At 36.4% G+C, this 19049-nt stretch carries 20 protein-coding genes; 15 read left to right on the top strand and 5 right to left on the bottom strand.

Features of this window, described 5'->3' with window-relative positions; translation table 11 throughout:
* The first annotated feature begins 173 nt into the window (after positions 1-173).
* The 11 genes from LJ707_RS16255 to LJ707_RS16205 all read left to right on the top strand — a co-directional run bounded on the left by LJ707_RS16255 (position 174) and on the right by LJ707_RS16205 (position 11429).
* On the top strand, positions 174-884 hold the full coding sequence (locus tag LJ707_RS16255; protein ID WP_228952934.1) for a hypothetical protein: 711 nt from the start codon (positions 174-176) through the stop codon (positions 882-884).
* Between the two features lie 285 nt (positions 885-1169).
* Positions 1170-2447, top strand: a complete 1278-nt coding sequence (locus LJ707_RS16250) for a site-specific integrase (RefSeq protein ID WP_228952932.1) — start codon at positions 1170-1172, stop codon at positions 2445-2447.
* Between the two features lie 65 nt (positions 2448-2512).
* Positions 2513-3628 carry a hypothetical protein gene (locus tag LJ707_RS16245; RefSeq protein WP_228952930.1) on the top strand — a complete coding sequence of 372 codons (1116 nt, stop codon included), beginning with the start codon at positions 2513-2515 and terminating at the stop codon, positions 3626-3628.
* A gap of 180 nt (positions 3629-3808) precedes the next feature.
* Positions 3809-4219, top strand: coding sequence for a hypothetical protein (locus LJ707_RS16240; protein ID WP_228952929.1), 411 nt, complete (start codon positions 3809-3811; stop codon positions 4217-4219).
* Positions 4220-4284: 65 nt separating this feature from the next.
* On the top strand, positions 4285-6123 hold the full coding sequence (locus LJ707_RS16235; protein ID WP_228952928.1) for a hypothetical protein: 1839 nt from the start codon (positions 4285-4287) through the stop codon (positions 6121-6123).
* A 595-nt stretch (positions 6124-6718) separates the two neighbouring features.
* Complete coding sequence (locus LJ707_RS16230; RefSeq protein ID WP_228952927.1) at positions 6719-7210, top strand: hypothetical protein; 492 nt, start codon at positions 6719-6721, stop codon at positions 7208-7210.
* Positions 7211-7220: 10 nt separating this feature from the next.
* On the top strand, positions 7221-7703 hold the full coding sequence (locus LJ707_RS16225; RefSeq protein WP_228952926.1) for a hypothetical protein: 483 nt from the start codon (positions 7221-7223) through the stop codon (positions 7701-7703).
* Positions 7704-8014: 311 nt separating this feature from the next.
* Positions 8015-8833, top strand: coding sequence for a J domain-containing protein (locus LJ707_RS16220; RefSeq protein ID WP_228952925.1), 819 nt, complete (start codon positions 8015-8017; stop codon positions 8831-8833).
* Positions 8830-9648, top strand: coding sequence for a hypothetical protein (locus LJ707_RS16215; RefSeq protein WP_228952923.1), 819 nt, complete (start codon positions 8830-8832; stop codon positions 9646-9648). The genes LJ707_RS16220 and LJ707_RS16215 overlap by 4 nt, the downstream gene beginning before the upstream one ends.
* A 328-nt stretch (positions 9649-9976) precedes the next feature.
* Positions 9977-10348 (top strand): hypothetical protein, encoded by a 372-nt coding sequence (locus LJ707_RS16210; RefSeq protein WP_228952921.1) that lies wholly within the window; start codon positions 9977-9979, stop codon positions 10346-10348.
* The gene (locus LJ707_RS16205; RefSeq protein ID WP_228952919.1) at positions 10323-11429 is read left to right on the top strand and encodes a DUF4417 domain-containing protein; all 1107 of its coding nucleotides are present in this window, start codon (positions 10323-10325) and stop codon (positions 11427-11429) included. Before LJ707_RS16210 ends, LJ707_RS16205 begins: the two co-directional genes overlap by 26 nt.
* Before the next feature lie 63 nt (positions 11430-11492).
* Here the strand turns inward: LJ707_RS16205 and LJ707_RS16200 are convergent, their stop codons facing one another.
* The gene (locus tag LJ707_RS16200) at positions 11493-12368 is read right to left on the bottom strand and encodes a hypothetical protein (protein WP_228952916.1); all 876 of its coding nucleotides are present in this window, start codon (positions 12366-12368) and stop codon (positions 11493-11495) included.
* A 720-nt stretch (positions 12369-13088) separates the two neighbouring features.
* On the opposite strand from LJ707_RS16200, the gene LJ707_RS16195 reads away from it, so the two are divergent.
* The 4 genes from LJ707_RS16195 to LJ707_RS16180 all read left to right on the top strand — a co-directional run bounded on the left by LJ707_RS16195 (position 13089) and on the right by LJ707_RS16180 (position 16722).
* Complete coding sequence (locus tag LJ707_RS16195; protein ID WP_228952915.1) at positions 13089-13544, top strand: hypothetical protein; 456 nt, start codon at positions 13089-13091, stop codon at positions 13542-13544.
* Between the two features lie 4 nt (positions 13545-13548).
* Positions 13549-14568 (top strand): serine/threonine-protein kinase, encoded by a 1020-nt coding sequence (locus tag LJ707_RS16190; RefSeq protein WP_228952914.1) that lies wholly within the window; start codon positions 13549-13551, stop codon positions 14566-14568.
* 117 nt (positions 14569-14685) lie between these two features.
* On the top strand, positions 14686-15318 hold the full coding sequence (locus LJ707_RS16185; RefSeq protein ID WP_228952912.1) for a hypothetical protein: 633 nt from the start codon (positions 14686-14688) through the stop codon (positions 15316-15318).
* A 279-nt stretch (positions 15319-15597) separates the two neighbouring features.
* Entirely contained in the window at positions 15598-16722 is a 1125-nt protein-coding gene (locus LJ707_RS16180; protein ID WP_228952911.1) for a site-specific DNA-methyltransferase, read from the top strand.
* Here the strand turns inward: LJ707_RS16180 and LJ707_RS16175 are convergent.
* The 4 genes from LJ707_RS16175 to LJ707_RS16160 are packed head-to-tail and all read right to left on the bottom strand — an operon-like array spanning position 16709 to position 18584.
* Complete coding sequence (locus tag LJ707_RS16175) at positions 16709-17464, bottom strand: hypothetical protein (protein WP_228952910.1); 756 nt, start codon at positions 17462-17464, stop codon at positions 16709-16711. The two genes, LJ707_RS16180 and LJ707_RS16175, sit on opposite strands and share 14 nt — an antisense overlap.
* Entirely contained in the window at positions 17457-17789 is a 333-nt protein-coding gene (locus LJ707_RS16170) for a hypothetical protein (RefSeq protein WP_228952909.1), read from the bottom strand. The genes LJ707_RS16175 and LJ707_RS16170 overlap by 8 nt, the downstream gene beginning before the upstream one ends.
* Positions 17782-18378, bottom strand: a complete 597-nt coding sequence (locus LJ707_RS16165; protein ID WP_228952908.1) for an MjaI family restriction endonuclease — start codon at positions 18376-18378, stop codon at positions 17782-17784. The genes LJ707_RS16170 and LJ707_RS16165 overlap by 8 nt, the downstream gene beginning before the upstream one ends.
* Positions 18375-18584, bottom strand: coding sequence for a helix-turn-helix domain-containing protein (locus tag LJ707_RS16160; RefSeq protein WP_228952906.1), 210 nt, complete (start codon positions 18582-18584; stop codon positions 18375-18377). Before LJ707_RS16160 ends, LJ707_RS16165 begins: the two co-directional genes overlap by 4 nt.
* Between the last annotated feature and the right edge of the window lie 465 nt (positions 18585-19049).

The raw sequence follows: 19049 nt of genomic DNA, 5'->3' as shown, positions 1-19049 counted from the left end.
TAGTTGCAACTAACTTATAGTTAATATCGTAATAAAGGTTATTGAACCTAAATTAAATATTGCCTATGAGGTAAATTCGCATTCCTTGCTGCGCTTGGCAAAGTGCCGGCTGTAGTACACCTATTCCATTAGTACTTCATTAAATAACCAAACCAATTTTAATAACCTTTATCATGAAAAAGTTAAAAACCTTAGCTTTCTTAGCCACAATTGTATCTTCTTCTTTGTTTGTTGGTTGTACAAAAGATAAAACCAACGTTACACCGGCAGAGTCATCCTCTAAAAAAAGTACGCATTCATCAAGCATCGGCGACATTGTGGAAACCGACATTTCACTTGGTGATACCTGCTACTACTGGACCAAATCAGGAACCGTATCATCAGGCAGTTCAACAAATTCCACCCTGTACCGTTTGCCGGTTAGCTATTCGTTACCGTCAGGCAAAACACCTTTAGATGTTGTAGCCATTGCCATAGCCAGCACCAACTGGGTTTACTTCTGGTATTCAGACGGAACCATGTCTGTAGGGTACAGCAACAATGCAACGGCGCACATTGCACCAAAGCCTTATTTGTTACCAGCCGGCAAAACGCCTACTGATATTTTGGCCATCTCGATAGCCAAATCAAACAACCGCGTATACACCTGGTATAAGGATGGCACAGCCACGGTAGGTAATTCAACCGATTTAGGGGCTATCACATCACCTTACTCATTCAGTGTACCGGCGGGTAAAACCATTAATGATGTGGTTGGCATTGGCATTGCCGGTAGTAATGACCATACCTATATATGGTATAATGATGGTATTAACAAAACGGTATCTTCAGGCTATACCAACATCTTTGATGCTTATTTTAGCCCGGTACCTGCCACTTTTTAACTATTATACCTCTATTTAAAAAAAAATGGGTTGTTATTTAAATAGCAGCCCGTTTTTGTGTTAATGGCATTATTGCTTTATTTTAAAATTTCAACCCAACGTATATATTTGCACTCCCTTCGGGATGTAGCGTAGCCCGGTATCGCGCCAGCATGGGGTAATCGCTATCGCTCATAATAAAAGCCGTAAACGGCTTTTATTGCTGGAAATCCAGCTTCATTCTGAAGCGTTTTTTGTAATTGTGTACTACCGTGTGTACTACCGTCTGAGCTACAAATTTGTCCTATGGCAACTGTAGCAATTGTGCTAAACACTACTAAAAAATTATCAAAAGAAGAGTTTTCTATCGCTTTGCGTGTTACTCATAATCGGGTAAAGAAGTATTATTCAATTAACAGCCTTCTGACAGATCAATCCGTATCATATAGATGTAAGGGCATTGACTGGCGACCTGCAAATATTGAGGATAATGGACTAGGCAAATTCTTAAAATCTTTTCGAGGCTATAAGGACTGTAATGTTGTTCTCAAAGCAAAATTAGCCGATGCAAAGAAAATACTTCAACGTTACGACATAGAAAACCTTGCGTTTAGCTTTGATCAGTTCGAGGCTGATCTGAAGAGGAAGGAAAAACCCATAATTAAATCACTACAGAATTACTACGCAATACAAATCAAAATCCTCGATGAACAAGGTCGAGTTGGCCTTTCAGGCTTATATCGAGAGAATCAGAGGATTCTCACCAAATTCAAACCTAATGCATTGTTGTCTGATATTAATATACGCTTTCTAGAAAGCTTTGAGTACTGGATGCGTAACACTCGAGGCAACAAGGACACTACGATCAGTGTAAAGATGCGGAATCTGCAACGGGTGATTAACCAGGCTATAGAAGATAAGCTTTTAAAGCCAGAAGCATATCCATTCGGCGAGAAGAAGTATAGCATTAATAAACGTTTAGATTCCAAAACAAAGAAAATTGCTATTACGCTCGATAAAGTGGCTAAATTGAAATCTCTTACATTGGAAGAAGGCTCATGGCTACATTTAACGCAGCAGCTATTTATGTTTAGCTATTATAGCAGAGGAATGAACTTTGTAGATATGACATATCTTACTTGGAAGAACATCACCGATACCCATATCTACTATGTACGCAGAAAGACACGTGGACAGTTCGAGATACCAATCAATGAGTACAATGGTGCTATATTAAAATACTTCCAAGAAAACTACAATCTTAAAGGAGGATTTGTATTTCCAATACTTAACCCTGATATTCATATAACACTAAAGCAGCAATACACTCGTAAAAAGACAGCTTTAGATGCCGTTAATCACGCTTTAAAAAAGCTTGCGGAGATGATTGGTGAGCCTAATCTTAAATTAACGACGAATGTCGGGAGGCATACCTATGCAACAGGGTTAAAACGATCAGGAGCCAATACAAGCTACATTTCAGAAGCGTTAGGACATGCTACAGAAGAACAGACGCAAACTTATCTCGATAGCTTTGAAAAGGGTGCTATTGAGTCATGGGAAAATAGAATGTTCGGGATGTAAACTTCTTGGCTTTTAAAGTAGCAGCATATTATTGTCCTGCTACATCATATTATTAGTTTTGCGCTATGTCTGAGCAACATTATTACTCGATAGTACTACGGCTGCCTAAAGAATTTATGGTATGGGTTCACGACCATCCTACTGTGGCCTTATTTCAAGGCTCAAGTGCATTTGGCTGGGCTAATCATCCTGATATCATTCAACATAATTTTGGTGGAAAGTACGGTACCCAATTTACTACAACAGATGGTGTGAAAGTGTTCTTAACTAAATTTAGGGAGGTACTGCAACAATGGAATATACCTAATCAGCACCTTGACCCCTTACTTTATATATATTGTTTTGTAGCAGATGATGTTGAAAAGCAAAGTATAGCAAACAACAGATATAACGAACTATGTGAGTATGCGAAATACTTGAGTGACCTTTATGCTATTGGGATTGCACACATCAACAAAATGAGTAAAGATCAAAGCTATGCTTTGATCCATGACAAGAACTCAGATGAAGTGTTTTTTGCAAAAAAAGAACTGAGTGAAAAATATTCACTTGAAGAAATATTGGAATATTATCCTGATGAAAAACATGCAAACGATGTTATCAGATATATGGTAATCAAGTCGCATGGCCAAGAGCTTTATATACCACGGGATTTAGATTTTAATATCAATTCCCTAACTTCTTTTAAGAATTACCTTGGTGAATCTCTAATAGACACCAACATAAAAAAAGGCAAGAAAGTTGTAAATAGCCAGCCCCGTTATATCCTTCCAACACCACCACAGATTAAAAGACATCTTTTCGAGTCAACAATCAATTACATGCTAAATGAACATAAGCGTGATAATACAGACTTTTATAAAGCCTTTACTAACGAGAACTCCTTACTAAGCGATTTTAAGTCTTTTTATAACCGTAATCAAAGGCACATAATAAGTAATACACTAACACTTACCCAGATTGGTACTCTTGTCACTGCGTATTTGAACAATCACAAACTTATTAACAGCAAAAGACAGCAAGCCTACTTTCTGCATGAATACTTTGTACTATTAAAAGCTTTTGATATAAAAAACAAAGAGCTACCTAGTGATTACGAAGATTTAAAACACTTCTATATTTCCAATAAGATAACCCAGGAGTTCGTTCGTAATATGATGAAAGACGTTGGGGAAATTTAGTTTTTAGAGTAAACTCTACTATGTTGCATTTGTAAATAAAAATGAAATTAATCTATCTTATAAACAGTTGGTTAGACCGATTTTAGCTCATAGTTCGCTACTCGACACCTAAACAGATTCTGCTCCAAATTTCCCCTATTCTCCTTTGTACTGTCAGCAAACAAACTGACACGTAAAAATATGTTTAACACAAATAAAAACAAAGGAGAAGTACAAGGTACTGACTCTATTGTAACTGTAAAGAACTTCTTTGATGTTACTAATGTAAATCCAACTGATTTAATTAACTATTACGATCCGCTAAGCCCAAAACAAAAACAGAAGTTATCAGGCTTTTATAACCTGCTAAGAAATGGGTTTGGTATTAAAGGTGAGGTAGAAGCACGACTTGACAAAGACGACATCGCTTACGCTTGGATAGTTGTAGAACTTCCAAGAGGTGTCAAAGAGTACAAAATAATCTTACTATCAGATGCTATGCTTGATCTTTTCATCAACTATCAATTTGCTCACATAACAGTAAGATTTACGCTCGAAGCGCTTATCGCAGAAGCAAGAGAGCTTGAATCCAAATCGTCTTCTTCTAACTAACCCATCCATTCACTATTAGGGCGACAAATGTCGCCCTAATTCAAAGTTAAAAACCCAAAAATATCATGAATCAAGTAACAGTAAATATAACTGAAGGGCAATATCTTGCCCAAGTTGAACCTTTTAAATCATTAGGTTTACCCACAAATAGTATAATTCACAAAATAGTTACTGGCTGTGGTGCTACCAGTTTAGAAATAGAATATACTGATCGTAATAGCATCATCATCGTTCCTAACGTACCTGTGATTAAAGGTAAGGTTACGAAGCATAACAAGAAGTATGGTGCTGATAAGCAAATTTTAGGGATATACAGGGGTGTAACTGAAGATCATATTGAAAGCTACCTGGCTTCTAAAGCGATACACAAAAAAATCATTACTACTCCTGAAGGTTTTGTGAAGAAAATAATTCCTTATTTCGAGCATCAATTGGACGAGCTGTATAATAACTATTTCCTACTCTTTGATGAATGCGAACGTATCATCACAGATGTGAGCTATAGAGGCAATATAGCTGCGCCTATTCAATACTTCTTTAAGTTTAAAAACAAAGCTTTAGTATCGGCAACAACGCTTCCCTACTCTCATGAAGGATTCAAAGACTTTGATCATTATTTGATTGAACCGTCTTATGATTTCAGTAAAGACATTACGGTTATAGACACAAATAATGTCATGGAAACACTTCGTGTACATCTTAAGGGATATGAAAGTGAGCCGGTATTCATATTTGCTAACTCTACTGATCTGATATTTAACATCATGGATCAATTGGATATTAAAAGGGAAAGCAAAGTGTTTTGTGCTGATCAAAGCGTTGCCAAGCTTGCAACATTAAAGTTTCGTGCTGCAACGAGTGAGTTTGATAAGGACAGCCTGGCTAAATACAATTTTTTAACCAGTAGATACTTTTCAGCATTTGATATTGATTTAGAATATAAACCAAATGTGTTTATGGTGAGTGATGTTTATACCGCACAACACAGCATGATTGATCCGCAGACAGAGGCTATTCAAATCGCTGGCCGTTTCAGAAATGGTATAGCTGACCTTACCCATATCACTAATTTTAATCCTGATCTTGAATCAATGGCGAAAGAGGAATGTTTAAACTATCTTCAAGGATGCTTTGATACTTACGAGCATGTTATTGACCTATTTAGCAAAGCCAATCACAGAGGCAGCCGTGACACATTGAAGTTTTTTATTGAAAATTCTCCAATTGCATCCTTCTATACAGAAAATAAACTCAACGAGTTTATGGTTGACAACTTTATTCATGAGGAAAAGGTTAAAGGTTATTACCAAAATATAGATAATCTTAAAACATCTTATAGAGAACGCTTTCAGCATTTTAATCCATTGTTCATATCTGATGAGTACATTTTAGGCGATATCGACCGTGCTAAACTCAATAGTAAACAAACAGTTAAAGAGCGCAAATGGGAAGCAATCAGGTTGATTGACAGAATGACTAAAAAGCCAGGTGTCATGAAGATCATCAATCAAGCCTTATTCAATAACATTAAACAGTTGTATCCAAACTTGACCGAAGCATACTATCTTATCGGTCTAAAAGGCTTAGAAAAAACGAAGTTGAATGCCAACAGAGTACAAGCAGCTGTGCACCAAGCTAAAAAGCTTCGTGATTTAAAAATTATAGAACCGATGATTCACCAGCATTTTACTGAAAACACATTTGTGCTTAATTCAGACATTTTGAAGACTATTCAACAAGTATGTCTTGCTAAGGCTGTCGAAACCAAGGCCACCATATCATTGATCACAAACTTTTTTGATTGCAAGAAAACTACTGTTAATAAAGCTCATGGGTATCGACTTGGGAGCAATCGACTTGGGAGCAAACAAGTAATTAAAATTGATGATGACCTGTCTGAATAATCCCAATGATTTTCAAAATCTACTTTATAGAGGTTAACTAAAATTGGGATTTACTTAAATCAATCTATCAATCCCAAATTTTACTGAAATCAACTTTTTAGGGGTAGTAAAAATCTGTGATTACAACTCTCGGTACATTAGTATCGGGAGTTTTTATTTTTCAGTCTTTTGCTTGTAATGGTGTCTAACACATTTTCAACTAAAACATTAAAAGCGAAAAAGGCATAGTAAATTTTATAAAAATCGTGCTTTAAACACATATATCCATCGTTATTAAAAACACTCCCCTCCCCGCCATAACAAATTGAGATGCCAAGGATATTATAAGCGCTGCCCTGCATATATTGTATAGATATACTGTATGTTAAGCGCGCAAACAGCGCTTTGATAAAGCCACTCCCTTATTGTTGAAATAAAGCCAAAAAGTTTTCTGTGGATTGGCCTTACAGCTTCTCCCTCAAATCAATTTCAGTTCCTATAAATCCGATTTACCAATCACACTTAACCTGCGCTATTACTGCTGCCCAACTTCGTTGAGCAAGCCGCAGACCATCCCAGAAAACTTACCATTTGCAAACTAAAAATCCACAAAAATATGAAAGAGATCAAAGAAAAGGATCAGGAAATCCCTATTGCTAACCTTAAAGGCACAAAAAGATGGGTGCAGGCCAAACGCATAACAAATGGAGATAGCTTGTTAAAAATCCGCAATGAGCTTGTAGAGGATGGTTATATGCGCATCATTGAAAAGGTGAAATTGATGTACCAACAATTAGATCATAGCACCATTGTTTTTGAACGTGATTATCGCAGGGATAAGTCGCAAGGTTTATTTGGCATGCATACGTTCATCACTCCGCATTTTTATTTCAATCTGGAATGTAGGCTCACATTCGATTTTATTATCGAGTACGACTTTTATAACTGTCCATTTGAAGATGCTGTAAGCGAATTAATGCTTGGTTTTCCCTACAATAAAGCGGCTATCCATACGCCTCAAAAACCTAACTGCACAAAATTTCATGAACGGGTGCTTAATGTCCAGGACCCGATTTACCACATTGAAATCAAACCGCAAACTCTTTAACTTTTAAAAGATGAAAACACCACAGTTAACAGCTTACAATAAAGCTGTAAGGGATAGCTATGCCCTTATTTTGAAACAAGCCAGGCAAATGCTTGGCGCTATTGAACAGGAAGAATTACGATTTATATTAGAGCGTGAGGACAAGTCAGCCAAAATTGAAACCATTATTCATGAGCTGATAAACCCACTGCTCTACCTTCGTTTGGAACATCACTCTGATGACAACTACGCAATTCATTTTGGGTTTGAGCAGGTCAGTAATTCGGTAGAGCTTAGCAGTATTACAACTCAGTTCACCCGAATTCTTTATAAGCAAACAAGCAAGGACTTCACAACAGTTGATATTGAGGGTTGCGTAAGAACTGACTGGTTTATCAACTCACCAAGCGCAATGTACGAATACATTGAGGAACGGGGATTGAAGCATCATACTTTCAAACAACTGCCTTATAAGCCTAAAGCTGCTAAAAGAAAGTTGAAAGCTGTCGCTTAAACCTGATGTGCAATAACTAACTTTGTGATCAAACAAAGGAGGAAAACATCAATATTGCTATCATCTAATACATATAGTTTAATTAAGATATAAAGCGTTAAGCTTTGTTTGTTCAGTTTCAGGAAACCTAGGAAATTTCATATAACCGGAACAAGCGAGTTGGACGCCCACGCGAAAGCGTAGGGCGAAAACTTGTTTGTGGTTATAGGGCTCTCCTAGGTGCCTCTGAAGCTCAGACTAAGTCAAGTCCTGCGCTTTCGTGCATTATAACCTACCGAGTAAGGACTATCGGTGCCTTATTTAAATACACATTGAAAAATTTTTATTCAGTTCTACAACTTGAACCACCTTCAAACCCTAATGAAATAAGGAAAGCTTTTAAGTTCTTAGCTACTAAATATCATCCCGATAAACACAATAATGATTCTTTCTTCGCTGAAAAGTTTATTGAAATCAAGGAAGCTTACGATATACTAAATAACCCGACCAAAAAGGAAGAGTATGATAGACTACTGTATGAATTTCTAAACCCGGTGAAACAGGAAGAGCCTGCTAAGCAGCATAAATCCAAAGTAAAACCTCAAAATGAATATGATGGGGTAACGGAATATATCTACTGGGCGCAAGAATGGTTTAATAAAGGAAATTTGGAAAAGGCTTTAGAAGAAATAAGCAAAGCATTAAAGTTATGGCCTAATGATGGTTATTTATATCATATTCAAGGTGAAATCTATCGCGCCATAGCACAGCCACATACTGCATTAAAAAAATACAACAAGGCTATTGAGCTTGGTTACAAAGATTCAAAACATGAGATCGTTGCAATTGAAACGTTGAAGCAACAAAGCGTCGAACGTTATGAGTCTGTGTTATACAAGTGCTTTGGTATTCATGTCATAATCGCCCTAATTGTAACGCTTTCAGGCAATCCCGATGATCGAATTGGACTTTCAATTTCGCTTTGCATTTTTGGTTTAATTGCATTGATCATTATTACCAGGCGAAGCGTAGCAAAGTACAGCAAGGAAGCTACAGTGTTGCTTAACTCAGCAGTTTCAATAAACGTCCTCGTGACTGTGCTGATCTTATCCCTCATCGGACTGCCATTTATTCTACCAGCGATATTATGAAAAAGTTGGGCTTATTTATCCTGCTTGTGTGCCTGTCGGCATGCAAGCAGATACCTTTCATGGGTTCTCCATTGGTTGAATATGAAAAGGATAAAAATCTTCTTACGGTTCACAACTTCAAATGGAGTTATGGTACAATAGGAATTAATCAGTTCAGTGGCGATTTTGCAACACTTGATAAAGAGGTATTCGAAAAACTTAAAGGCAACTCCGGCTCATGCTTGGTACTGTTCAAGAATGTCGATAAAAACAAATATGGTGCAGATAGCATCAATGTTGATACAATGGGCTACATAAACATCAATGAACTCAACAAGTTTGAAAGTTGGGAGTATTGGCACAAAGCAGGTGGTATTAAAAAAATGATTTACGATAAGTACATCGCACGACAGGAAGATGGAAGCTTGCTTGATTCGACAAGAACAGATACTGTGCAAGTCAAAGATCCTGTGCAACCTGATACTGCTGCAGGTAATTATACGACAACAGAACCAACGAAATTTAGTTATACAGATCTGTACCCAAATTCAGACGATTATGACTCCATCATTCTTAATAATTTGGATTACGAATTTGATGGTTCAATTACTGAAGTAAAAGAATTTGATGAAGGCATCTTACTCATTATAAGCATAAAAAAGGGTGAGTTCGCTGGTAAGGATGCGCTTGTGATGTTCTATCCTGATAAGTCTTCCACTGAAGCTACTAATAGATTCTTGAATGTTGCCAAAGCGGGTAATACAATATCAGCCAAATGTGTTCAGGGCACTGAAAATACATTGAATTTAATATCTGCTCTGATCTATGATGATTAAACAGGTCTGCCTGAATACGCAGGCCTAAATTGAAGATGTTATTGGCACCAGTTGGAATCAAGGTCATACTTATAGATTAAAGGGCTGCAAAGCGGTGTGGGATGGGAAGGAGTTTATCTTGACACTTGAAGAATCTCTTAGGAGCACAGGTATTATAGGTTAGTAGAGTGTCATAAAGTAAGTCACCATAGGCAAGCTAACATAGTTAGCAAAATATTCACAATTTGTTGAAAAGTAGATGGTTGTCTGTGAAAATTTATTCCTATCTTAGATTCATTGCTACTGTTTATAGCAATGAATCGTGTGTAATTATTTAGAAAGGTATAATATGGGATCAGCAACAAAACGAAAACAAAATGACCAGCCGCTTATAAGAAGACCAATACATACTCGTATCGATCCAACTAAAGAAGGCAATGGAAACCCTTCAGTTGACATCGCAGACGTAGCCGCAAATATGTGTCCTTTTAAGTTTCAAGTAGAAGTCACAAGGTCTGGTATAATTATGAAGGGTGCGCGACTGGAATTGATTCCGGAAGGCGACCTGTATGCATACTATATATCTGGCCATAGAATAAGTGCCCTTAGTAAGAAAAGATCAGAAATGATTACTAACTGTCAAAGCATCGGTATTAGGTACAAAGGCGAAATTGTGGAAGAGAAGGAGAAAACTTATGCTCGATTTACAAGAGTTGCATAGCCAACCATCACTGTTCTCATACACTTGTGAAGTGTTTTCCGGAACATTCAGTCCCTATATAGATAGCAACGAGGCGTTCTTTGTTTCAAACACTTGTGTGAATGAGTTTAGAAGAAACATTATTACCTGCAAAGACAAGTATAGGCATGAATTTGTGGATGAAGTTGAAGGGCTTGCCTTAAATGTTAATCTACATACCCAATGTGACATCCTCCCATCCTACATACCCGTGTACAATAAGATGGCTTCTCAATTACCTAATCTTTCAGGCGAATTTCCGGTAATTGCGCTCACCTTAAAAGATATTTTGTCAAGTGCGGTAAGCCATAAGGCTGGTGGACTACAGGAGGATAAAAGCATAATATTCCGCAACTTATTGCTGAACTATTATTGCTTCCGAAATGCTAAAGTGCTTCTTTTCTCATCAGGTCCTGACACGCTTATTGAGTACCTTTGGCATCAAAGAGAGCTATGTACTCTTTATGAAAAAATCCGCAAAATGGACTTCTATGCAATGACGGGTTTTAATTTCTCATTGATAACAGGTGAATGTGCGTTTGCGCAATCACTGAACATCAAACGCAGCCTATATTCCTCTTATGAAATTGAACAAAGTGGTATATCTACCATTCCTCATGTCTATGCGTTAACAGACTATCAAATCCAACGTTGGCTGGATTGGTTTAAAAGCAATCCACATGTTAGTTACTTTACTATCAATTGCCAACTCCAAGCATCTAAAAAGGAGTTTCTTCAAGTGGTAAAAACCGTAACTAAGATACTTGAAACGGTTCCGCATACTCGTGTTATACTACAAGGGTTTTCCTTTACATATCTCTATTACTTCGGTGTCTATATAGATAGAGTACATGTTGCTGAAAGCTTGCCTGTAAAGAAAGCGCAGAGCTACCAGAGAATCTTTTTAAACCCAGACACCCATAAGATGGCTTTTAAATATGATAGAACGTTAACAGTTGCAGAACTAGTGACCACCAATATCCGTGAGCGATACCTATATTGGGAATACCTGAAAAATCGAATACTGCTGGATAGCTCGCTCATGAAAGGAGTAACAGCTTAAACCTAAGCCTTCACTTACCTTACCCGCTTTTGGTCTCTTAGACCAAAAAAGATAATGTTTACTTTAATTGTTATTACAAAATTGTTCGCCATTTTTAGGAAAGCACCAATGAGGAACATCTAAAGTAACAATGTCTTGCAACTCTACTTCTCCTTGACAAGTGATTAATTCAGGGTCGTACATTGCATCAATTTTCGCGTCCATAACATAGAAATCGCCAAAGATACTATCACATTTATAACAACCAAAAGAAGTATAAGTCAACTCTACAGTGTTACTATAGCGATCCTTTATTGATGCAAGGTTCAAACCCAAGTCGCTGTTTGCTTTCGCAAAGCTCTTAACCAAAGAAATGATTTCCGGCATATACACTACACTATCCGATCCCCAAAGACTTTCCTCTGGTTTAATTTTAGCGTTACAAGAAGAATAAAAGGGAGTTGCAACATAAAACAAATGATTAAGCTCTCCACACTTCCAACACGCCATCTCGTAAAATGCAACCTTTACTGATTGTACCATCTTGGTCTTTGCAACTGTGCGAAACTGTATATTGTCACATATAAGGTTTGCTAAGAATGTTGATAGATCGACTTTTTTACGTTCTCCAAGATTTACCATTAGAGGAGAACCATTGTTTTCTTCTACATAAAACAGTGGCAAATCTGGGCGTTCTTGATTGAGTTTAAAAACAGGTGTTTCAAAGAACCAGCACCCAAGAATACCATCATTATCATACTTAGTTTGTCTTTCAATGGTTTTTCTTAGGGTTTGAGGACTTAGTTGAATTTCAAATGCGATTGGCCTATCATTATTGCGTACAAAGACGTCAGCCCTCCAACCTTTCCCTCTATGCTCTTGCTTTACTTCAAATCCTAATTCTCGACAGGTAGATACAATTTGCATTTGGATTCTGTCATGCTTACTGATACTTTCCATTTACTCTAAGTTTATAATGCCTACTATGTTTGGTAAATATAAGCATCAATGTAATACTTGAGCCTGTGCTATATCAGTTAGAACCATTACTATGGCAATCCCACTTTTGTTGCTTACGAGGGTAATGCCATAGAATGGAACTTTAGGGTGGTTCAGGCGGACTATCGCAGGAAGATCGGTATTACTAACGCCTAAGCTTTTCAAACCCTGATGCCAGATGCTGTTACGTTTAAAGATTGCTACGCAAACGTTAAACTTCACTGCCCTAACGCTCATAAGCCATACACATTTTTATTTCTCTACCCTTACACTAATACCTACAGTGAAAAAAATGTGTCTTTAGCTTATAATGCCCAAACGCTTCTGCAATCTGTCACGAGGTTTGTTTTAAAGCAAAGTTGTTCTCCATGAAACTTTTCTCTGCCTCCAATAACATTCCGCTTCGCTGCATTACTATTGAAGTCAAGCAGTTTCCTTGTTTAGCTCGCCTGCTAGTCGGTCAACGCTTCACAATTGATCACAGCATTTGAGAGGCCAATCACACAACTCAATTTTCAAATGCAGCGCCAATTGATTCGTGAAGCATTCTGAGTGATCGTCTTGCGACTCCCTTCACTCAGACGTTGACCTCAACTTGCAGCGGCTTCGCTGAATTGTTTTTACTCAAGATATTATGTATTTTAGCTAAACTAAACTTTATCGTAATAAACCTAATAAAAGATGATTTCCTTGGCTTTTACCTTTTCAACAACTGGATTATACGTTTGCGCGTTACATGGAAACAAAGACAGCATTTCCATACTTTACAAAAATAAAATCGCATTACCTAAAGGATATACTGTCAATGAATTAACACAATGGTTCGAAACAGAACTTGATTTGTTGTTAAATAAAATCAACCCTGATTATGTTAATTATAGGCTCACTATAAACAATGTAACCAACGACTTTGTGAGTAAAGTTTACTATGGTCAAGGCATTCTTAATTTACTATGCTTTAAGAAAAGCATAGTAATTAATCATAAATCGCCTACAGCAATTGTAGCAAGTAGATTTGGACTGACCAAAGGCACAGATTTGCATGAATTTATAAGTGCCCTTTTAAGTAACCCCACTACACCTTGGGATTCAAAAATGCGTGATACTGCTTTAATGGCCTTAATCTCTTTTTATTAGAAGAATGAATATAGGGAAATTCTCTGTCTTAAGTCCTTTAGGGAATGGACAATTTGGTTATGTTTTTCATGTTCACGATTCTTTATTAGATGTTGAAAGGGCTATTAAGGTGATAATGATTGATACATCAAACTGCACAGCGCAGGAATTTGTTGATTTGTTTAACGAAGCAAAAATTTTAGAGAAGTGTAAACATCCGTATATAGTAGAGATCAAGGAAGTAGATGTTCATGAGTTCAATGGCAATTATTTACCATGTATTACTACTGAGTACCTTAAGAACGGCAGTGTTCAAGGATTAATAGAGCAAGGTTTCGTAACTGTTCAAAGATCATGTAAAATTATTACTGATGTTTTATATGGCTTAGAACATGCACATAGTCAAAACATTTATCATAGAGATATAAAGCCCGGCAACATATTACTCACTGACACAGGTCAAGCCAAACTTTCTGACTTTGGGCTTGCTTTCGGGTTAGTAGGACAAACCTTTGGATTCGCCGGTTATAATGCCCATTTGCCATTAGAAGTACTTAACAATTCAATTCAAGACGATCTAAGTGACATTTATTCAATAGGAGTTACATTTTATCGAATAATAAATAACATTAAACAACTCACTGCATCCTTTAAAAACGATGCTGAGTTTATAAAAGCTGTTTCAAAGGAAAAGTTTCCTGAAAGAATCTATTATTCTCATATTCCTGATTGTATAATCAAGATCATTAATAAGTCAATGAAAAGTGATAGGTCTAAGCGATATCAATCTTGTTTAGCTATGAGGCAATCGTTGCAAAAGATAAAATTTGCAATTGAATGGAGCCCTGTCCGAGATAACTATTGGGAAGGTAAATTCAAACACGATCAATACTCCGTAGAATTAGTTAGGACTAAAAGCAAATTTTCACTAATCTTTAAAAAGAATAATAGACAAGTTAAAGAGCACTGTTCATCAGGCATAACCGACTCAAGTAAAGCATTAAAATTACTACATGAAACGATTAGAAAAACCACAATTGTTTAACACTATCAAACAATGGAATTACCGTATGCACATGCGTACCATCGTGTAGTATTACTCATATTTAGAATCTATAATTAGAATTCAGAATGATTGTATGTTTACCTTAGTTATTGAATTATGAGCGCTTGGCTAAATAATGCAAAAAAGAATTTGCTTCCTCTCTCAAAAGAGCAAAACAACTTCAATGTAGCAGTGTTGGAATGGTCTTTCACAGGTGACAGTCTTGATTATAATAGTATAGATGGTACATGTGAACTTTGCGAAATGGAGGGGCTGCGATATCACTATAAAATTTCTAATTCCCTTCAGAATGAATTATGGGTAGGTAGTAAGTGTATTGCAAGATTTGATATCTCTGTAGTTGATGAGCAAGGCTTTGAAGTTGATAATTCTGAAAAGGAATTCTATTTAAAAAATAAGTTGAAAGAGCGGCATATTCATGATGTCCTATTAGCCTTAGAGGAGCACCGGTCTGACGAGAAAATAGGCAATCACAGAAAATTAGATTTAGATAAGTATTGCCTCACTCAATTCCAAAAATATAAAGTTAATGCTCGAGTGTTAAATTATTTTTTTATGCGCCTGGAGGAAGAAAGTATACATGTTAATAAACGCTTTTTTAGCTTTCAGATAAGATCAGATATAAACAAAAAACATCTTCTCAGCCTTAATCTCACGCAGTTTAAACGCATAAAGGGCGCATTAAATAAACGACAAATTGAATTTTATAAGAAAGAAAAGCAATTGTAATTTCTCTCCCCAAAGTTAACTGATCCATCCATCACACAGGTTACTTCGTTCAAGATAGTATCTCGTAATTGGGTATCCCCTTCAGGAGCCTCCCAATTACTCTATCTCCACCTTGCCTTTTAGTGCGTCTGTCCAGCAGTGAGTCTGCTTCGATAATTTACGGTATTCGTAGTTATTTGTACTTTTTTATAAAACCATCTATTCATAAAAAATGATTGGGAGATTAAATAGGTTTCCAAAACCGTGTTGACTTTAAGTAACTTTTAGTACATTTACATTATGAATTTTCCTGTTACAAAACATAAGATTTTAGTCGGAGCCGCGGATAAACAAATTGAAAGTATTAATGATCGTACTGTTAATTTAATAGTGACTTCGCCACCGTATCCTATGATTGAAATGTGGGACGAAATCATGGGTAAGCAAAATCAAGCAATAGTCAATGCACAAGCTGTTAGCAATGGCAGTTTAAGTTTTGAACTTATGCATCAGGAATTGGATAAGATTTGGACGCAACTTGAACGGGTTTTAGCTCCTGGTGGATTTGCTTGCATAAATATTGGTGATGCCACAAGAACTATAAACGAAAACTTCTCTTTGTATAATAATCATTCACGAATTGTATCTTCATTTATTAAACTTGGCTTTACCAATATGCCTAACATCATCTGGCGAAAGCAAACCAATGCCCCCAATAAATTTATGGGTTCAGGCATGCTCCCTGCAGGTGCTTATGTTACTTTAGAACATGAATGGATATTAATTTTCCGGAAAGGTGGTAAGCGGATATTTAAAACAGATGACGCAAAGGAAAAAAGAAGAGAAAGCGCTTTTTTCTGGGAAGAAAGAAATATTTGGTTTTCTGACCTTTGGGACTTAAAAGGTACTAAGCAAAAGATACAAAGTGCTGAATCAAGAAATAGAAGTGCTGCTTATCCTTTTGAATTGCCTTATCGATTAATTAATATGTATTCGGTTAAGGGTGATACCGTGTTAGATCCCTTTCTGGGAACAGGAACCACTACGTTGGCTGCAATCGCATCGGAAAGAAATAGTATAGGCGTGGAGATTGATTCGTCTTTTGTAAAGATCGTTGACGAAAATGTAAGTAATGCGGCTCCTGCGCAATTAAACAGGTATATACAAAACCGCATTGAACAGCACAAGGTTTTTTTATATAATCGCGGTAATGATGCTAAAAAGAATGAAATTAAGCACTTTAACCCTCACCTTAACTTACCAGTTATGACATCTCAGGAGACAGGCATAAAATTATCGTACCTGAGTAGTGTTGATAAACTCAAAGACGGAGGATTTGAGGCATGTTATACTGAAATAGCAAAAAGCGAACACTTTGCGCTTAAAAAACACAAGATTACAAATCAGGAACTTATAAATTTCTAACAATTTCCTGGTTGATGATGTTTCCACCACTACCAGCAATTATATCATAAACCGGCACTCCAAACTCCGCGCTATATTGTCGATTTTTCTGCTGATTTGCAAAGCGAGCTTTATTGATGTAAGGTGCGCTACGTGTATATGATTCCGGTTTGATTTGGAGACCGTAAACTAAGTTATTATCTTTAAATACTTCATAATCGACTGCATATTTATGATCAAATTCGCCGTCAACTTTCCTAAAGTCAGCTTGCGGTAACAGACGTTTTAATGTAGCAATGGTATTTATTTCTCGTACAATCACCCCGTTCCAAGTTTCACCAATCACGCGAAAGCGTACACTTTGGAAGCAATCTTCAGATGTTAAAGCGTAACCATTATTTTTTACAGCTTCATATAACAGCTCGCCTTTTTTACGTAACTGATTTTCCGTTCTTCCAAAGTGAAGATTTAAGTTTTTCAAATCCCAAGGTAACTGTTTTACCCTCAATTTATTTTTTAGGACTAATTGCTCATCATTAACTAACTTCTGCTGTTCATTACTCAAACGCTGAATTTGAGAGTTTCGCAGTTCTCCGCTTTTATAGTAAAATGATTCCCAATCTTGTTTAGTTGTAAATTCTTCGATCACAATTAGACTGGTTACATAACCGACAGACCAAGGGTCATTTAACATCAGATCATTCCACATTTGATTGGTTGATCTGAATTTATTTACGTCAATAGGCAATTTAAACTCATCCATTTCCGCCTTGATTATTTTCTTCGTTCCAAAGCTTTCTTAGCGCATCAGCTCTGCGTTCGAGAAAAGGTACTCTATTTAATAAATAACTGATTGCTTCTTCAAGCTTAACTTTCGAGTTTATGTAAAAGTATCCTTTACTACTGCTTCCTATTAAGCTATAATTAGCGTTAACTAATTCCCTAATTGTTTTTCTAATAGTTTCTTGAGTTCTGCCTGGATCAACCCGTTCAGTTAATTTCAAATAAATCTGATCGGCCGTTATGTCGTTAGGCGAAGCCTCTCGTATAATGGTGATAATTTCATCTTTTATTTCTTTTTTATTCATCTTTTAGGTTGGGTAAATCAAATTCTACAACGATCTCACTTTTTCTTTTATCATAGAAAATAATGGGTATGTCAATTACTTCATTTAATCCTAATTTGGCTTTATAAGTAACAGGCTTGATACTTACGGACAAATTACCAATAACACCATCAATGCCTTTGCTTTCTTCTTCAGGAGTAGCTAATCTATAATCTTTGTTATAGTTATTCGCTACAGCTTTTAAAATCGCCTGTTGAAATTTTAAGCCTGCAAATGTTTTTACGATCACAAGTTCTTCAATCCACTGCTTTACTATATCCCTGTCAATTTTTTGAATATTTTCCTGAAAAGCCTTAATCATTTCCCATACTTTATCAGAAGCATCATCTATAGCGGTAGGATAGCTTTCGAGATACCATCTTTCCCAGTCGGCGAGTGAACTCCCATCAAATTGTTGAATAAGGTCACTCATTTGTCCAACAACCTTTGGCCTCGTTCCCTGTGCATTTTGATTTGCCAAGTTCATAATCTGAGTGGCATATTTCAGATAGTCATATTTCTTGCCTGAAAGTAGCTCTTGTACTTGCGCATTAGGAATCTTTATCTTCATATTCCTTGAAATAATTCGCTTAAAGTGATTTTAAATGCCTGGGAAATTTTTTCTAAATTGACAATGGAGATATTTCGCTGACCGTTTTCAACACTCGCAATATAACTTCTATCTAAGTCTGCCGCATAAGACAAATCTTTCTGGGAAATGCCATTATTTTCACGTATTTCCTTAATTCTATTGCCAACCTTGGATCTGATTTCCATCTTGTAAAGATGATAGAATGTAGACTATACGCCAAAGACTATAAGTAACATTGACTAACGAAATTAAATTGCTATAAAGTAAATAAATTGAATATTTCTGAATTAAGAATTAAGAAGGAAGTGAAGTGTATAATTATTCAGCAAAGCTGCGCTCATAGCTGCTATAGCATACAAGAGCTTCCAGCATAAACCCACGCTACTCCGCACAAAGCACCATTTCTGGAACAAGTTTGTTCTTTGAAAATAGAATTTTCAACTCAATTGAAATCACAAAAATTACTTACCTCTATAAAGTAGATATTAGAAAAAATCATGATTATTAATTGGAATTAGTGAAGAATAATTATAGCCGCAAAGTTAGGGCTTATTCAGAACACAAGGCAAGGAACTACGACATAAACACAACCTCTCCACAGCCCTACATTTATTTCGTTCCTCCTTGCTTTTAGTTCTATTTAAAACCTG

Origin of the sequence: Mucilaginibacter sp. UR6-1 (assembly GCF_020880975.1) — a bacterium.
Taxonomy (GTDB): Bacteria; Bacteroidota; Bacteroidia; order Sphingobacteriales; family Sphingobacteriaceae; genus Mucilaginibacter.
This window is presented reverse-complemented; position numbering and strand designations above follow the sequence as displayed.

Coding starts and splice junctions, on each gene's coding strand:
- LJ707_RS16175 (WP_228952910.1), bottom strand. CDS start 17,464: ATGGATGAGTTTAAATTGCCTATTGACGTAAATAAATTCAGATCAACC.
- LJ707_RS16215 (WP_228952923.1), top strand. CDS start 8,830: ATGAAAAAGTTGGGCTTATTTATCCTGCTTGTGTGCCTGTCGGCATGC.
- LJ707_RS16180 (WP_228952911.1), top strand. CDS start 15,598: ATGAATTTTCCTGTTACAAAACATAAGATTTTAGTCGGAGCCGCGGAT.
- LJ707_RS16225 (WP_228952926.1), top strand. CDS start 7,221: ATGAAAACACCACAGTTAACAGCTTACAATAAAGCTGTAAGGGATAGC.
- LJ707_RS16230 (WP_228952927.1), top strand. CDS start 6,719: ATGAAAGAGATCAAAGAAAAGGATCAGGAAATCCCTATTGCTAACCTT.
- LJ707_RS16205 (WP_228952919.1), top strand. CDS start 10,323: ATGCTCGATTTACAAGAGTTGCATAGCCAACCATCACTGTTCTCATAC.
- LJ707_RS16195 (WP_228952915.1), top strand. CDS start 13,089: ATGATTTCCTTGGCTTTTACCTTTTCAACAACTGGATTATACGTTTGC.
- LJ707_RS16160 (WP_228952906.1), bottom strand. CDS start 18,584: ATGGAAATCAGATCCAAGGTTGGCAATAGAATTAAGGAAATACGTGAA.
- LJ707_RS16185 (WP_228952912.1), top strand. CDS start 14,686: ATGAGCGCTTGGCTAAATAATGCAAAAAAGAATTTGCTTCCTCTCTCA.
- LJ707_RS16190 (WP_228952914.1), top strand. CDS start 13,549: ATGAATATAGGGAAATTCTCTGTCTTAAGTCCTTTAGGGAATGGACAA.
- LJ707_RS16170 (WP_228952909.1), bottom strand. CDS start 17,789: ATGAATAAAAAAGAAATAAAAGATGAAATTATCACCATTATACGAGAG.
- LJ707_RS16240 (WP_228952929.1), top strand. CDS start 3,809: ATGTTTAACACAAATAAAAACAAAGGAGAAGTACAAGGTACTGACTCT.
- LJ707_RS16250 (WP_228952932.1), top strand. CDS start 1,170: ATGGCAACTGTAGCAATTGTGCTAAACACTACTAAAAAATTATCAAAA.
- LJ707_RS16165 (WP_228952908.1), bottom strand. CDS start 18,378: ATGAAGATAAAGATTCCTAATGCGCAAGTACAAGAGCTACTTTCAGGC.
- LJ707_RS16210 (WP_228952921.1), top strand. CDS start 9,977: ATGGGATCAGCAACAAAACGAAAACAAAATGACCAGCCGCTTATAAGA.
- LJ707_RS16245 (WP_228952930.1), top strand. CDS start 2,513: ATGTCTGAGCAACATTATTACTCGATAGTACTACGGCTGCCTAAAGAA.
- LJ707_RS16235 (WP_228952928.1), top strand. CDS start 4,285: ATGAATCAAGTAACAGTAAATATAACTGAAGGGCAATATCTTGCCCAA.
- LJ707_RS16255 (WP_228952934.1), top strand. CDS start 174: ATGAAAAAGTTAAAAACCTTAGCTTTCTTAGCCACAATTGTATCTTCT.
- LJ707_RS16200 (WP_228952916.1), bottom strand. CDS start 12,368: ATGGAAAGTATCAGTAAGCATGACAGAATCCAAATGCAAATTGTATCT.